Origin of the sequence: Streptomyces sp. NPDC059567 (assembly GCF_042735655.1) — a bacterium.
GTDB lineage: Bacteria > Actinomycetota > Actinomycetes > Streptomycetales > Streptomycetaceae > Streptomyces.
The window spans coordinates 40,571-54,236 of the sequence record NZ_JBHWBS010000032.1; the positions used below are offsets into that span (position 1 = coordinate 40,571).

Here is a 13,666-nt window from a genome sequence, read left to right on the forward strand (position 1 = left end):
AATTGCGTTCGCTGCCTTCGGGCAGCGGCTCGGCGTCGTGGCGTTGCAGCTTTCGGGGTGCCGGGAGTGCGTCACGCGAAGTGCCTTCCCGCCTCCTCCTGGGGGCCGCGCAGCAGCGCGCTGATCGCTTCGTACGCACTCGCTCCCAGGAAGTACGGGCCCGTGTGGTGCATGAGGAAGAAGTGGCCGGTCTCGTCGATGAGGATCATCGACGCGTCGAACTCCTCGTAGCCCACCGGGAACAGTCGGCGGCCCAGGTCTTCGGCCAGCTCGGCCACGTCCTCGGCGCTCTCCTCGTAGATCCACTGCGGGGTGAAGCCGACGGCGTCCGGCGGAGTGCCCGGGATGGGCAGGCGCAGGCCGCCGAATTCGCGTACGAAGTCCTGGGCGGCCTCGAACGGTTCGACCGGATGGCCCTCGTCCGCGAAGCGTTCCGTCACCACCCGTAGGAGCTCGGGCAGCTCCGCGCCGATGTCGCGCCCGGGGGACCAGCCCGCGGCGGTCAGGGCCGCCTCGACCTCGTCCGCTCTCATTCTCGGCATTGCCTGTTCTCCCCCGGTGGCAGCGCGCCCTGGGATCGTACAGCGCCGAGTCCGGGCGGATCGCTTCCATAAGCAAGCCTGATGGTGGGCTCATTGTTCGCGTGGATTCGCCGCCCTAGCTTTGGGGACAAACGTCAGCCGTATTCGGACTGACCGAAGGGGGCGAAATGAAGTTCGGGGTATATCCGGCCTACATCGGTGGCCAGGACATCACCGGCGACAATCCGCAGTTCGTACACACCATTACCGCCCGTTCCCTCATCGAGGACACCTTCCCCAGTCTGCGTCTCAAGCGCGATCTCGATCTGGGAATCGTCGATCCGGATGCGGCAGGGGAGCGCGCCGTCGGGGCCTGTGTCGTCGCCGACGAGGGCATGGCGGCGCTGGCGCTCGAAGCGGCTGCCAATGCCGCCGAGGAGTGGCGGCGGGTGCCGATCGAGACACGTCTGGAGGTGGGGCGGCGGATCGGAGAGCGTTTGTTGGAGCACCGGGATCCGCTGGTCGAGATTCTGGTCGCCGAAGGGACTCCCCGGGACGCGGCCGAGGGAATGATCACCGGAATTCCCTTCACAAGTTGGAGCAGGGAAACGCTCGAATGGTGCGCCGAGCAGCTGGAGTTCCGGCGCGTGGACGGCGAGCGGGAGATGATTCTGCGCCGCATTCCCGACGGCGTCGTCTGCATCAATCCGCCGCAGAACGCCGCGACCGTGAACGCGCTGAACGGGCTCACCGCCCTCATCGCCGGAAACACCGTCGTGGTGCGGGCGCCGCGTGGCGTCGCGCTCAGCTGTATGTACGCGATGAGAGAGGTCGTGGCGCCCGTGCTGGAGGAGATGGGCGCACCGGCCGGGACGGTCAACGCGTTCTGCGGGGCCCCCATGCTGGAGACCTGGCTCGCCAGTGAGCACGTCGACGACGTGCTCTACTTCGGCGGCAGCAAGAAGGGCCTGGAGTTCGAGGCCGACGCGATCGCCGCGGGCAAGAAGCCGATCCTGGAGCTCGCGGGGAACGACTGCTGCGTGGTCTGGCACGACGCCGACCTGGACGCCGCGGTGGAGACCATCACCCAGTTCTTCCTGAACTCCGGCCAGATCTGCAACGTCCCCAACCAGGTCGTCGCCCACCCGGCGATCGCCGACGAGCTCATCGAGCGGCTCGTCGCGGCCACCAAGGACATCCGGCCGGGGTATCCCGACGAGCCGGGCGTGGTCCTCACCCCGGTCCTCGGGGTCGACTGGTTCTTCGGCTGCCTGGGCGAGGCGCTCGCCAAGGGAGCGAAGCTCGTGCACGGCGGGCGCCGGCTGGAGGTGGACGGGTCGGAGTCGAGCACCGGCTTCTTCGTCGAGCCGAGCATCGTGCGCGTGGAGGGCCTCCAGGGCGCCAGGTCGCTCTCCGTCGTCCGCGACGAGACCTTCTTCCCGCTGCTGCCGATCGTCGTGCCCGAGGCCGTCGCCTCGGACGACGAACTCCTGGAGCAGGTGCTGGACTTCGTCAACAGCAACGCGTACGGGCTGCGCAACTCCGTCTGGTCCTCCAGCTTCTCGACGATCGAGCGCTTCCTGGACGGGGTCACCAACGCCGGCAATCTGAAGATCAACGACTCGCACAGCGGCTTCCTCCCCTTCCTCCCCAACCAGGGCGGCCCCGGTCTCACCGGCGGTGCCTTCGGCGAGGCGAGCCACCCCATGCTGCGCACCACCCGTCTGCAGGCCGTCAGCGTGCTGCGCCCGGCGGCCGACAAGGAGGACGCGTCATGACGACCCGCGTACTGAAGGCCACGGTCCCCGCCTCGGCCGCCGAAGTCATCGAACGCCTCGCGGACGGGGCTGCGTTCCCCTCGTACGCCGAGGACATCCTCTCCGTCGCACCCACCGCCGACGGGGATCAGGAGTGGGTGCTCGCCTTCCGCGGCGGTACGGCCGGCTGGGTGCAGCGCACCCGGCGCGCCGAGCCCCACGGCACCGCCGACGTGCAGCCCACCGAGCCCGCCGAGCCCCACGGCACCGCCGACGTGCAGCCCACCGAGCCCGCCGGGCGCCCCGGCCCCGCGGGCGAGCAGTCGTACCGCATCGAGTTCGAGCAGGTCAGCGGGGACTTCCAGCATCTGAAGGGGGCCTGGACCAGCACCGACGTCCCCGGTGGCAGCGAGGTCGCCTTCGAGGTCAGTTACAGCACGAGCGTCCCCCATCTCGCGGGTGCGATCGACTCGGCCGTCGGACATGTGCTGCTCCGCAGCGCCCACCAGGTCATCTCCGCCGTCGGAGGCCCCGCCCGGGTCACCGCCGGCGGCCACCACCTGTCCTGACACACAAGGAGAAGCACCCCCATGGAGAAGGTCTGCATCATCGGAGCCGGCTGGTCGGGGCTTGCCGCCTGCCAGGTCCTGCATGCGCGCGGGATCGATTTCGACTGCTACGAAGCCGGCTCGAAGGTCGGCGGCAACTGGCGCTACCTCAACGACAACGGCATGTCGTCCGGCTACCGGTCCCTGCACATCAACACGTCCAAGAAGCTGTCCGAGTACCGCGCGTACCCCATGCCGAAGGACTATCCGCACTACCCCGACCACGTCCAGATCGCGCAGTACCTGGACGACTACGTCGACCACTTCGGCTTCCGCGAGTCGATCGCCTTCCGTACGTCGGTGACCCATGTGGAGCCCGCCGAGGGGGGCGGCTGGACCGTGACCTCGCAGGACCGTGACACCGGGGTCGAGACGACCCGGCACTACGGTTCCGTGGTCGTGGCCAACGGCCACCACTGGGACCCGCGCGACCCCGAGCCGGCCTTCCCCGGCGCGGACACCTTCACCGGCACCCAGATCCACTCGCACTACTACAAGGTCCCCGACGAGTACGCCGGCAAGCGGGTGCTGGTGCTGGGCTTCGGCAACTCGGCGTCCGACATCGCGGTGGAGACCTCCACCGTCTCCGAGCGCACGTTCCTGTCGATCCGTACCGGTGGCTACGTCTTCCCCAAGTTCATGTTCGGCAAGCCCGGCGACGACATGATCAGCCCGTTCATCACCCGGGTGATGCCGCGCGAGACCCAGCGCTGGGTCATGGCCCTCCTGCTTCGGATGACGATCGGCAAGGTCACCGACTTCGGTCTGCCGAAGCCGGGCCACAAGCTGTTCAACTCCCACCCGACCGTCTCGGAGTCCCTGCTCCCCCGGCTCGGCCACGGCGGTCTCTCGGTCAAGCCGAACATCTCGCACTTCGACGGCGACACGGTGCACTTCACCGACGGCAGCAGCGAGGTCGTCGACACGGTCATCTACAGCACCGGCTACAAGGTCAGCTTCCCCTTCCTCGACGAGTCCGTGATCGCCCCGACGGACAACGACGTCTCCCTCTTCCACCGTGTGGTCGACCCCCGGCACTCCGGGCTGTACTTCGTGGGGCTGTTCCAGCCGCTGGGCGCGACGACGGTACTGGCCGAGGCCCAGTCCCACTGGATCGCCGATCTCCTCCAGGGCAAGGCCGCGCTGCCGTCCCTGTCGGAGATGCGCAAGGAGATCACCCGGTACAAGGAGAAGCTCGCCAAGCGCTACATCACGTCCAAGCGGCACACCATGCAGGTGGACCACTACCCCTATCTCGCGGAGCTGCGCGGGGTACGGCGCAGGGGCGCCAAGCTCGCCAGGAAGGCCGGCGGGACGCTCGCGGCCGACTACCGTCCCGAGGAGGTGTCGATCCGGATCGACGCGTCTCCCGAGGTGGTGTGGGACCTGATCAGCGATGTGACGCGGATGGGCGAGTGGAGCCCCGAGTGCCGCCGCTGCTACTGGCGCGGTGACAAGCGCGGGGTCGGGTCGAAGTTCATCGGCATCAACCGCCGCGGCTGGGTCGCGTGGATCACCTCCAACACGGTCGAGCAGTGGGAGCGGGGCAAGTCCTTCGCCTTCCACACCACGACCAACGGGGTGCGCTGGGGGTACCGTCTCGAGCGGGACGGACAGGGAGGCACACTGGTCACCGAGGTGTGGGACGTCTCCGGGCAGAACACCGGGCAGCGCAAGCGCACCGCGTCCTTCGCCGACTCGATGCTCGGCGGCTACGAGAACCACACCGAGGAGCTGCGCGAGGGGATGCGGATGACTCTGGAGCGCGTCAAGGCCGCCGCCGAGCAGCAGGGCCGGCCGCTGAGCAGCGTGCCGGACACCGCGCGCTCCGGTGCGCGCGTCACGGAGACGGTGGAGGTGGACACGGCGGCATGACGGACGACAATCTGCGCTGCTCCTCCGTCGAGGAGTTCGCCGCCTGGATGGAGAAGCATCACGAGGCGGCCGACGAGGTGTGGCTCGCTCTGCCGAAGAAGGGCACGGCGGTCGCCTCGGTCACCCGGTCCGAGGCCCTGGACGTCGCGCTCTGCTACGGCTGGATCGACGGCAAGGCCTTCTCCGGGAACGTGCCGGACGGCTGGTGGGCGCAGCGCTTCTCGCCCCGCAAGCGCCGCAGCCCCTGGTCGAAGATCAACTGCGCCAAGGCCGGGAAGCTGATCGCCGCGGGCCGGATGCGGCCGGCGGGGCTCGCGCAGATCGAGCTGGCCAAGGCCGACGGCCGCTGGTCCGCCGCTTACGCCCCGCAGAGCACGGCGGAGGTCCCGCCCGATCTGCGGGCCGCGCTCGACGCGTCCCCTGGGGCGGCGGTCGCCTACGAGGCGTTGAGCAGGAGCAACCGGTACCAGATCCTGCTCAACGTGGAGAAGGCGGTGAAGGCGGAGACGCGGGCGCGCAGGATCGCGACGTACGTCGAACGGCTGGAGGCCGGCGATCCCCCGCACGGGCCCCGGAGGAAGCCGTGATCCCGCCCCGGCCCCCGTCGGCGCTGGTGGCGCCGCCCGCCGCCCTGCCCGTGCAGCGGGCGTCGGAGACGACGTTGTGGCTGGTCGAGGCGGATGCCTGGGCCGGCTGGGCGGGGCGGCTCGCTCCCCGGGTGCTGGACGCCGGGGAGCTGCGGCGCGCGGAATCCCTGCGGCGCGAGGCGGACCGGCGGAGCTATCTCGTGGCCCATGTGGGGCTGCGGGTGCTGCTCGGCGAACGGCTCGGTCTCGCGCCGGAGGCGGTCCGGCTGGGGCGGGCGGTGTGCCCCTGCTGCGGCGGGCCGCACGGCCGGCCCGTGGTCGAGGGGGGCGGGGCGCACTTCTCGCTCTCGCACGGCGGGTCGATGGTGCTGCTCGGTCTCGCGCCGGTGCCGCTCGGTGTGGACGTGGAGCGCGTGCCGACGCCGGAGGCCGTCGCGGAGACGATGACGGTCCTGCATCCGGAGGAGCAGGCCGAACTGGCGGTACTCGACGAGGAGTCGCGACCGCCGGCCTTCACGCGGGCGTGGGCGCGCAAGGAGGCGTACCTCAAGGGCATCGGTACGGGGCTCGGCCGCTCCCCCGCGCTGGACTACGTGGGTACGGGTGTCACCCCGGCCGCGGGCCCCGACGGCTGGACCGTACGGGATGTGGCCACTCCGGAGGATCATGCTGCGGCGGTCGCTCTCTCGCCGGAGCGGTGACCAGCGCGGATACCGGAGTCCGGTGACGATTATCCGCCAAATAGCCTCTACCGCACTACGATTCACCTCGCGAACGGGCTCCACAGGGGGGTTCGTGAGGGGGGACGACAGTGATCAGAGTCATGCTCGCGGACGACATGCTGATGCTCCGGCGGGCCCTGGTCTCGCTGCTGGAGCTGGAGGACGGCATCGAAGTGGTGGGGGAGGCCGACAATGGCGACCGGGTGCTTCCGGTGGCGCTGGAGACCCGGCCCGACGTCGCGGTACTGGACATCGACATGCCGGGGATCGACGGCATCAGGGCGGCGGAACTGCTGAGCCGGGAGCTCCCGGAGTGCAGGACGATCATCCTCACCAGTCTCGGCAGGCCGGGGAACCTGCGTCGGGCGCTGGAGGCGAAGGTGTCCGGGTTCCTGCTCAAGGACGCCGACCCGACCCGGCTCGCGGCGGCGATCCACCAGGTGGTGGCCGGGGAGCAGGTCGTGGACCCGCAGTTGGCGCTCGCGACGCTGACGGCCGGGGGAAGTCCGCTGAGCGCGCGGGAGAGCGAGGTGCTGCGGTTGGCCGCGCAGGGGCTCGACGCGCCGGAGATCGCGCGGAAGCTGTTCCTGTCCGCGGGCACCGTGCGCAACTATCTGACCACGGTGGTGACCAAGCTCAACGCCCGTAATCGTATGGACGCCGTACGGATCGCCCGGGACGCCGGCTGGCTGTGAGCCGGGGGCGTGTCCCGCGGACCGGCCGACGGTGCGTTCCCGCGGCACGTTCCGGGGGACAACGCCCAAGGGGGTGTCTTGTCCGCGAGCCCGGCCTGATCGACAAGACACGCCCTAGCTTTCCGCGGCCTCGCGGTCGGCCGGCTCCGCGGCGGCGCCCGGCGGCGGGGACGGGAGTTCCACGGTGAGTTCGAACCAGCCGTCCTCACGGACGCGGCTGGTGAGCCGCCCGCCCACGGCCTCGGCGCGGATCGTGAGGCTGCGCAGGCCCACTCCGCCGGTGACGCCCTCGCTGTCGGGGCAGTGGGCGGAATCCCGGTCGCGCAGACCGTCGTTGGCGATGCGGAGGCGGGCGGTGCCGCCATCGACGCTCGCCTCGATCACACAGTGCTGGGCCTTGCTGTGCCGCAGCAGGTTGGTCACGCCTTCGCGCAGTACGGTCGCGAGGACGGTGTCCACGGAGCTGTGCAGGGGCTCCTGGGTGACCCGGATGTCGGTACGGATGCCCACGGCGCGCAGCAGGGAGGCCGCGCAGCCGACCTCGCGGTTCAGGCTCATCTGGACGTAGCTGCTGGCCACGGAGCGGACGTCGGTGAGGGCCTGGCGCGCGGTCTGGACGATCTCGGTGATCTCCATCTCCGCGCGCTCCGGCGCCACCCGCACCAGCCGGTGGGCGAGTTCGCACTTGAGCGTGATGGTGGAGAGGCTGAAGCCGAGCAGGTCGTGCAGGTCGCGGGCGAAGCGGAGCCGTTCCTGTGTCACGGCGAGGCGGACCAGCTCCTCGCGGGCCGCCTGTACTTCGCGGATCAGGCCGGAGAGCCGACTGAGCCCGTACACGACCAGGCCGGTGAGGACGGTGGCCACGGTGTTGTACGCGAGCTGGCCCACTCCGTACCCGACGGCGAACTGGACGACGCCGGTCGCGGCGATGACGGCGGCGAAGGCGGTCCAGCCCAGTGCCGCCCTCAGGACGAGCAGCGAGGAGGCGGCGAGGAAGCCGGGCATTCCCAGCCAGGCGGCGCCGAACAGGGCGAACGGGGCGAAGGTGAGCACCGCTTGGAGGGCCAAGGTCCCCCTGCGGAAGCGGGCGGCCGCCGGTATCCAGTCCGGGAAGGAGTGGCTGAGCTGGAGGAAGAGCAGCATCAGCATGAGGACGCCGCACAGGGCGAGTTCCGCGCCTCCGAATCCTCCGCCGATGGCGTAGGTCAGCGCGACGGCGAAGAAGCAGAGGATGACGACGATGGTGATGGTGCCGGCGACGCGCGGCGCCAAGTCACCTCCTTCGGTGGCCCGGTGGGTGTATGCGTCTGAATCTGCGGTGCGGGACCATCGCACAGGGGCTCCCTACTCGACTGCGTTTTCGCACGGGGTGTGCAGCATAGGCCGAGTAGGTTACGGACTGGGAGGTATCTCCGGTCGGGAACCTCTCGCGCCCAATCCGCCTGAAGCGCCGGGGACTTGGTGTTCCGCGGAGACGGCGCCGGTCGGCAGCGCGGCCAGGACGAACTCGCCGACGCCCGACTCGGCGCGCCAGTCGAGCCCGAAGGCGCGCGCCGAGGTCGCGGTGTCGCCGAACGCCAGGGCGCACGGCCCGATGCCCATGGCCGTGGAGACCAGGTACAGGGTCTGCTGGAGCGCCCCGACCTCCTTGAGGAGCACGCTGTAGGCGCTGCCCGGATAGGCGGTGCTCATACGGCGGAACCGGGCCGTCATGCTGATCAGGACGGGCGGCTCCTCGCTCAGCCCGGCGTTGGCGCCGGCCTCGCCCAGCAGGGCGTCCACCAGGATCGGCTCGGTGCCGAGCGGGAAGAGGGTGTGCCCGGCCGGGTCGTAGTGGTAGACCCCGCGCGGCAGTTCGGTGGAGCCCGCGACCGTGACGTACAGCTCCAGCGGGTAGACCGAGCCGGCGCTCGGGTACGGGCGCCCGGCGGCCGGCCTGGCCCGGGCGGAGCGGTAGAGCAGCTCCCCCAACTGGGCCAGGGACAGCGGCAGTCCGCCGTCCGGGCGGACCGAGCGGCGGGATTCGAGCACGGTGGTCAGACGGGGATCCCGGGCGAGCACCAGGTCGAGGTCGGGCACCGGCAGCGTCAGGGGCGCGCCGCCGGGCGCCGGGTGTTCCCGCGCGGTCGCGCCGTCCTTGACGTCGAGGCCGAGCGGCTCGTCGTGCAGGCCCGGCCGGCTGCGGTTGTGCAGCATCAGCTCGCGCGGCGACCAGTGCTCCAGTGCGGGGTCCCGGTCCTCGGCGAAGGTGACGGCGTACGCCCCCCGGCCCTCCGCTCCGGTGGTGCGGCCGTCGGAGCGCCCCCGGGGCGTCCCGGGCACGAGCATCCCGGACGCCTCCAGATAGCCGACCGCGGTGCGCACGACGTCCACCGGGACGTCGAGGAGTCGGGCCGTGTCGAGGACCGAGGTGGGGCGTACGTAGCAGCTGACCAGCCACATCGCCTGCGGGGTGTGGAGCAGCACCCGGTGGGCGCTGAGCGGTGATTCGAGGATCATGTCCCGGGAGCCGACCCGCAGGGTGGCGAACCGGGACAGCCGGTGGACGGCGTCCAGCGGCGGCCTGCCGGGGGCGAACCGGGCCTCGCGCACGATCGGCACGACCGCCAGCTGTTCGGTGCCGTCGGACAGGGCGAGCGTGCGGATCACCGCGTGCCGTACCGAGTCGAGGGTGGCCCGGAGTGCGGCGCGGCGCGGGTCGCCGGGGAGGGACCCGGCGTCGCTGAAGCCCGGCAGGACGTTGTCCAGCGACACCGGGCCGTACGTCATGCGTTCCAGGGCGCGCGAGATCACCGGGTCGGCGAACGGCAGCCGGATCTCGTCCCAGCGGGTGCTGACGAGGCCGGTCCCGGGATCGTCCGCCGCAGTCTCCACCGTGGTGTCCTCGCGGAGCGACCACAGTTCGATCAGTCGGGTTTCCCGCGGGGCGGGTGGGGCGGATGACTTCATGGCCGGGACCTCACGGATGGCGCGCGACGGGTGTTACAGGAAGAGAGGGACCGGGTTGAGGTCCTCGTAGCGGGTGGGGGTGGCCAGCCGGCCCAGACGTACCGGGACGTCGTACAGCCGGCCGGGGGCGAAGCGGGTCCAGAAGGTACGCAGTCCGGGCACGACCACCTTGACGACGGGGAGCCCGATGTCGGCCCGGGTCTGGTCGAGGACCAGGAGTTCGCTGCCGAGTCCGCGGGCCAGCTCCGCCGCCGCGGCCACGTCGTCGGCCAGGTCGGCGCGCGGCGTGTACGGGAAGTCGGCGGGTGTACGGTCCGGTCCCGACGGGAGCAGATAGGGCTGGTCGGCGGTGGTGGCGGACCTCCACCAGTTCAGCGCGGCGGAGTCGTCGCAGGTGTAACCGGCGCCGTCCGCGGTCACGTTGACGACCGGCGGCAGCATCTGGTTGACCTCCGCCACGGCTCTTCGCAGCGCCACCCGGGGGTCGAAGTGGGCGCCGAATCCGAGGGTGATGTCCTCGGCGGGCTTGTCGGTACGCCGGGAGAGCGCGGCGAAGACGGGGACGCCGAGGTCGCTGGTGAGGTCGAGCACCCAGAGCTCGCGGTCCAGGTCGGCGTGGGCGGCCCGGGTCTTCTCGATCCAGGGGTCGCCGAAGGATGCGAGGTCCACTCCGGGCTGGCGGGTGCGGTTGTACCACCACAGGGCCACGGCGTCGCGTTCGACGAGCTCCAGGAAGCCCTGGACGATGGCGTCCTCGCGGGAGCTGCCGGCGGCCGTGCCGTTGGAGTGGGCGGAGAAGAAGCCGGTGGGGCAGGGCGCGTCGTAGTAGAGCATCGAGGTCGGCAGCAGCCGGTGGCGGTCCTCGGTGAGCGACCAGACGGGGGTCCAGTCGACCGGGGTGTCCTCGTCGAAGGGTGCGACGATCCGGTGCGCCGGGCCGTGCTCGGCGTTCCAGGTGGCGCGGTCGGGGAACTGGCGGGGGTGGAACAGCTGGACCGTGTCGGGGTGGACGGCGCGGTCGGCGACCTCGCGGTAGGTGGCGCGGAGGGTGGGTTCGTCGCCCTGCCGGTAGCCACTGTGGCGTTCGACGGCCTCGCAGAGGGCGCCGACCCGGGCCTGCAGCGGGGTGGTGCCCTTGCCGGAGCTGTGGCTGCGCAGGCCGGCGCGGACCGCGGCGAGTCCGGTCGGCGAGGTGGCCGGGTTGTGTCCGGAGTGGAAGCAGTTGAGGAAGCCGGGGTCGCGCCGGTCGCGGCGCACCTCCTTGACCACGCCGGTCAGTTCGTCCACCAGGTGGCCGTAGGTCTCCAGCATCTCCTCGGGGGTCAGGGACCGCTCGCCGGTGCCGGTGCCGGACTTGGGCCGGCTGACCGGCCGGACCGGTGCCCAGATCCGGCGGGCGGTCACCTCGGGGTCGCCGCAGGAGGGGCACTGGGGGCGGCGGCGTACGGGATGGTGGCGGCCGGCCAGGGTCAGGGTGTCCATCGTCCACAGCGCGTTCTGGCCGGAGTGGCGATGTCCCGCCATCCACTTGACCGCTTCGAGGCAGGCCAGGTGGAGCCCGACGGCGCGGCCCGCGGCGAGACCGGAGGGCGGCACGCTGACGGGGCGTCCGAGGGCCTGGCCGAGATAGGTCTCGGCGGGGCGGTTGCGGCGCAGGGGTTCGGCCAGGCAATGCCAGCACGGTCCGTCGTCCGGCTGGAACACCGGGCCGATCCAGGGCTGTTCGCCCGTCAGCCGGACGGGCAGCCAGGGGGTGCCACTGGCACGGTAGGTGGCGTCGAGCTCGGCCAGCGCGGGGTCGAGATAGCTGTCGCAGAGGACGACGGCCAGACCGGGGGGTTCGGTGTCCGTGTCGGCGCGGTGGATGCGCAGGCCGGCCGCGGCCAGTGCGGCGAGCAGTTCCTCGGTGCCGGCGCCCGCCTCCGTGCCGCGGCCGAGGCCGGCGACGGCTGCGCTGCCGGTGCGGCGGGCGGCTTCGCCGCCGTCCACTCCGGCCAGTTCCCAGAACGCCTCGCCCGAGCCGGCGGTGGCCGCGTCCGGCGCCCGGTGGGCGAGCAGTCCGGAGCCGAGGAGCCGGGTGACGACCTGGCGCACCTGGTCGGCGGGGAGGGATCCGGCGGCGTCGGCGATCAGACGGTCGAGGCTGCGGGTGCCGTCGAGCAGCGGGGCGAGAGCGGTGACGCAGGATCCTCGCAGCGCGGTCACTCCACGCTCGGATATGAGGAACACGCCCTCCCCGGGGACGACTTCGGCCTTCAGATGAGCCTTGAACCCGAGTCCGGTCGTGGTTCCCTGGCGGTGTGCCACCGTGTTTCCCCCTGTCTGGTGTGCGGCCTGCGGTCGGTTGTGTGCGTCGGGGTGCGGAGGGTTACTCCGCGACCGAGTCGCCCATCCAGCAGATGCACGTACCGGGCTGGTACTGCTCGGTGGCCATGGCGCCGAAGTCCTCGATGACCAGGTCCTCGGTGACCGGGGTGGCGGTGACGGCGGTGGCGACGGTGAGGTTCATGTCGGCCCTTCCTGGAGTCGTTGACCTGCTGACGGGGAAGAGTCTGCTGGGCGCCGGGAAGGGCCGACAGTGCCTGTGTCACCGGGCCGACATGAAGTTCTCATGGTCATCTCGCGATGGCGTCACGCCCCTTCCGCGGAGGCCGGTCCGTCCGCCATCGCGGCGGTGAGGGTGCTGCCGTCGGAGGGGTCGATGAGCAGGAACGAACCGGTGCGCCGGAAGTCCGCGTAGCCGTCCAGGGCGAGCGGTTCGGCGGTGCGGACGACGATCCGGCCGATGTCGTTGACGCCGAGGTTGTCGGGCCCGGGGCGGGCGGAGAGGTCCTGGAGGTCGAGCCGTGAGGTGATCTCCACGACCACCGCCCGCACGGTGCGGGTGGTGTGCCGCAGCAGGACCTGCCGGCCGGCGTGGAGGGGCTGCTCGCCGAGATGGCAGACGGTGGCGGTCAGCAGCCGGACGGCGGGAGGCGCGGCGGCGGCCGGGGCCAGCAGGTCGCCCCGGGCGATGTCGAGGTCGTCGGTCAGCCGGACCGTCACGGACTGGGGCGCCCAGGCGGTGTCGGTGACGGTGCCGTCCAGGGTGTCGATGGCCGCGATGGTGCTGACCGCGCCGGACGGCAGGGCGGTGACCCGGTCGCCGACCCGGAGCACACCGGAGGTGATCTGCCCCGCGTAGCCGCGGTAGTCGCGGTGTGCGGCGGTGTTCGGCCGGATGACGTACTGGACCGGCAGCCGGGCGGACTCGGTACGGGGATCGGCGCCCACCGGTACCGACTCCAGGTGTTCGAGCACCGTGGGGCCCGCGTACCAGTCCATGCGTTCCGAGGGGCGTACGACGTTGTCGCCGGCCAGGGCCGAGATCGGGATGGCGGTCACCCGCTCGACGCCGAGGGCGGCGGCGCACTCGGAGAACGCGGCGGCGGTGCGGGCGAACACCTCCTCCGAGCAGCCCACCAGGTCCATCTTGTTGACCACGAGGGTGACGTGGCGGATACGGAGCAGGGCGGCGACGGCGAGGTGGCGGCGGGTCTGCTCGACGACCCCGTTGCGGGCGTCGACGAGGACGAGGGCGAGGTCGGCCGTGGAGGCGCCGGTGACCATGTTCCGGGTGTACTGCACGTGCCCCGGGGTGTCGGCGAGGATGAACCGGCGGCGGGCGGTGGCGAAGTAGCGGTAGGCCACGTCGATGGTGATGCCCTGCTCGCGCTCGGCGCGCAGTCCGTCGGTGAGGAGTGCCAGGTCGGGTGCTTCCTGGCCGCGCTTGAGGGACGCGGCCTCGACGGCCTCCAGTTGGTCGGCGAGGACCGACTTTGAGTCGTGCAGAAGGCGTCCCACCAGGGTGGACTTGCCGTCGTCGACGGAGCCGGCGGTGGCGAACCGCAGGGTGTCCACGGCCCTGTGCGGGTCGGCGGCGCGCTGGTCGGCGGCATGCGGACCGGTCGGG

The 13,666-nt window shown here is 71.4% G+C and carries 12 protein-coding genes; 6 read left to right on the forward strand and 6 right to left on the reverse strand.

What is annotated here, in order from left to right:
- Window positions 1-71 precede the first annotated feature (71 nt).
- Entirely contained in the window at window positions 72-542 is a 471-nt protein-coding gene (locus ACFVZW_RS16920) for an SUKH-3 domain-containing protein (protein ID WP_384521904.1), read from the reverse strand.
- A 167-nt stretch (window positions 543-709) separates the two neighbouring features.
- On the opposite strand from ACFVZW_RS16920, the gene ACFVZW_RS16925 reads away from it, so the two are divergent.
- From ACFVZW_RS16925 to ACFVZW_RS16950, 6 genes are all read left to right on the forward strand, one after another.
- Window positions 710-2,299, forward strand: a complete 1,590-nt coding sequence (locus tag ACFVZW_RS16925) for an aldehyde dehydrogenase family protein (RefSeq protein ID WP_384521907.1) — start codon at window positions 710-712, stop codon at window positions 2,297-2,299.
- Window positions 2,296-2,847, forward strand: coding sequence for an SRPBCC family protein (locus ACFVZW_RS16930; RefSeq protein WP_384521909.1), 552 nt, complete (start codon window positions 2,296-2,298; stop codon window positions 2,845-2,847). Before ACFVZW_RS16925 ends, ACFVZW_RS16930 begins: the two co-directional genes overlap by 4 nt.
- 21 nt (window positions 2,848-2,868) lie before the next feature.
- Window positions 2,869-4,761, forward strand: coding sequence for an NAD(P)-binding domain-containing protein (locus tag ACFVZW_RS16935; RefSeq protein WP_384521911.1), 1,893 nt, complete (start codon window positions 2,869-2,871; stop codon window positions 4,759-4,761).
- Window positions 4,758-5,348, forward strand: a complete 591-nt coding sequence (locus ACFVZW_RS16940) for a YdeI family protein (protein ID WP_384521913.1) — start codon at window positions 4,758-4,760, stop codon at window positions 5,346-5,348. The genes ACFVZW_RS16935 and ACFVZW_RS16940 overlap by 4 nt, the downstream gene beginning before the upstream one ends.
- The gene (locus ACFVZW_RS16945; RefSeq protein ID WP_384521915.1) at window positions 5,345-6,049 is read left to right on the forward strand and encodes a 4'-phosphopantetheinyl transferase family protein; all 705 of its coding nucleotides are present in this window, start codon (window positions 5,345-5,347) and stop codon (window positions 6,047-6,049) included. Before ACFVZW_RS16940 ends, ACFVZW_RS16945 begins: the two co-directional genes overlap by 4 nt.
- Before the next feature lie 122 nt (window positions 6,050-6,171).
- A complete protein-coding gene (locus ACFVZW_RS16950) occupies window positions 6,172-6,765 on the forward strand; it encodes a DNA-binding response regulator (RefSeq protein WP_383553313.1) in 594 nt (197 codons plus the stop codon).
- A gap of 114 nt (window positions 6,766-6,879) precedes the next feature.
- On the opposite strand, the gene ACFVZW_RS16955 is transcribed toward ACFVZW_RS16950, so the two are convergent.
- The 5 genes from ACFVZW_RS16955 to ACFVZW_RS16975 all read right to left on the reverse strand — a co-directional run bounded on the left by ACFVZW_RS16955 (window position 6,880) and on the right by ACFVZW_RS16975 (window position 13,614).
- Entirely contained in the window at window positions 6,880-8,037 is a 1,158-nt protein-coding gene (locus ACFVZW_RS16955) for a sensor histidine kinase (RefSeq protein WP_384521917.1), read from the reverse strand.
- 120 nt (window positions 8,038-8,157) lie between these two features.
- Entirely contained in the window at window positions 8,158-9,714 is a 1,557-nt protein-coding gene (locus ACFVZW_RS16960) for a SagB family peptide dehydrogenase (protein ID WP_384521919.1), read from the reverse strand.
- Between the two features lie 33 nt (window positions 9,715-9,747).
- Complete coding sequence (locus tag ACFVZW_RS16965) at window positions 9,748-12,021, reverse strand: TOMM precursor leader peptide-binding protein (RefSeq protein ID WP_384521921.1); 2,274 nt, start codon at window positions 12,019-12,021, stop codon at window positions 9,748-9,750.
- A gap of 61 nt (window positions 12,022-12,082) precedes the next feature.
- The gene (locus ACFVZW_RS16970; RefSeq protein ID WP_384521923.1) at window positions 12,083-12,223 is read right to left on the reverse strand and encodes a hypothetical protein; all 141 of its coding nucleotides are present in this window, start codon (window positions 12,221-12,223) and stop codon (window positions 12,083-12,085) included.
- Window positions 12,224-12,345: 122 nt separating this feature from the next.
- Window positions 12,346-13,614 (reverse strand): sulfate adenylyltransferase subunit 1, encoded by a 1,269-nt coding sequence (locus tag ACFVZW_RS16975; RefSeq protein WP_384521954.1) that lies wholly within the window; start codon window positions 13,612-13,614, stop codon window positions 12,346-12,348.
- Window positions 13,615-13,666: the final 52 nt, after the last annotated feature.

Excerpts from the sequence above, each read along its gene's own strand:
- ACFVZW_RS16930 (WP_384521909.1), top strand. The coding sequence starts at position 2,296 with ATGACGACCCGCGTACTGAAGGCCACGGTCCCCGCCTCGGCCGCCGAA.
- ACFVZW_RS16925 (WP_384521907.1), top strand. The coding sequence starts at position 710 with ATGAAGTTCGGGGTATATCCGGCCTACATCGGTGGCCAGGACATCACC.
- ACFVZW_RS16940 (WP_384521913.1), top strand. The coding sequence starts at position 4,758 with ATGACGGACGACAATCTGCGCTGCTCCTCCGTCGAGGAGTTCGCCGCC.
- ACFVZW_RS16950 (WP_383553313.1), top strand. The coding sequence starts at position 6,172 with ATGCTCGCGGACGACATGCTGATGCTCCGGCGGGCCCTGGTCTCGCTG.
- ACFVZW_RS16935 (WP_384521911.1), top strand. The coding sequence starts at position 2,869 with ATGGAGAAGGTCTGCATCATCGGAGCCGGCTGGTCGGGGCTTGCCGCC.
- ACFVZW_RS16960 (WP_384521919.1), bottom strand. The coding sequence starts at position 9,714 with ATGAAGTCATCCGCCCCACCCGCCCCGCGGGAAACCCGACTGATCGAA.
- ACFVZW_RS16920 (WP_384521904.1), bottom strand. The coding sequence starts at position 542 with ATGCCGAGAATGAGAGCGGACGAGGTCGAGGCGGCCCTGACCGCCGCG.
- ACFVZW_RS16970 (WP_384521923.1), bottom strand. The coding sequence starts at position 12,223 with ATGAACCTCACCGTCGCCACCGCCGTCACCGCCACCCCGGTCACCGAG.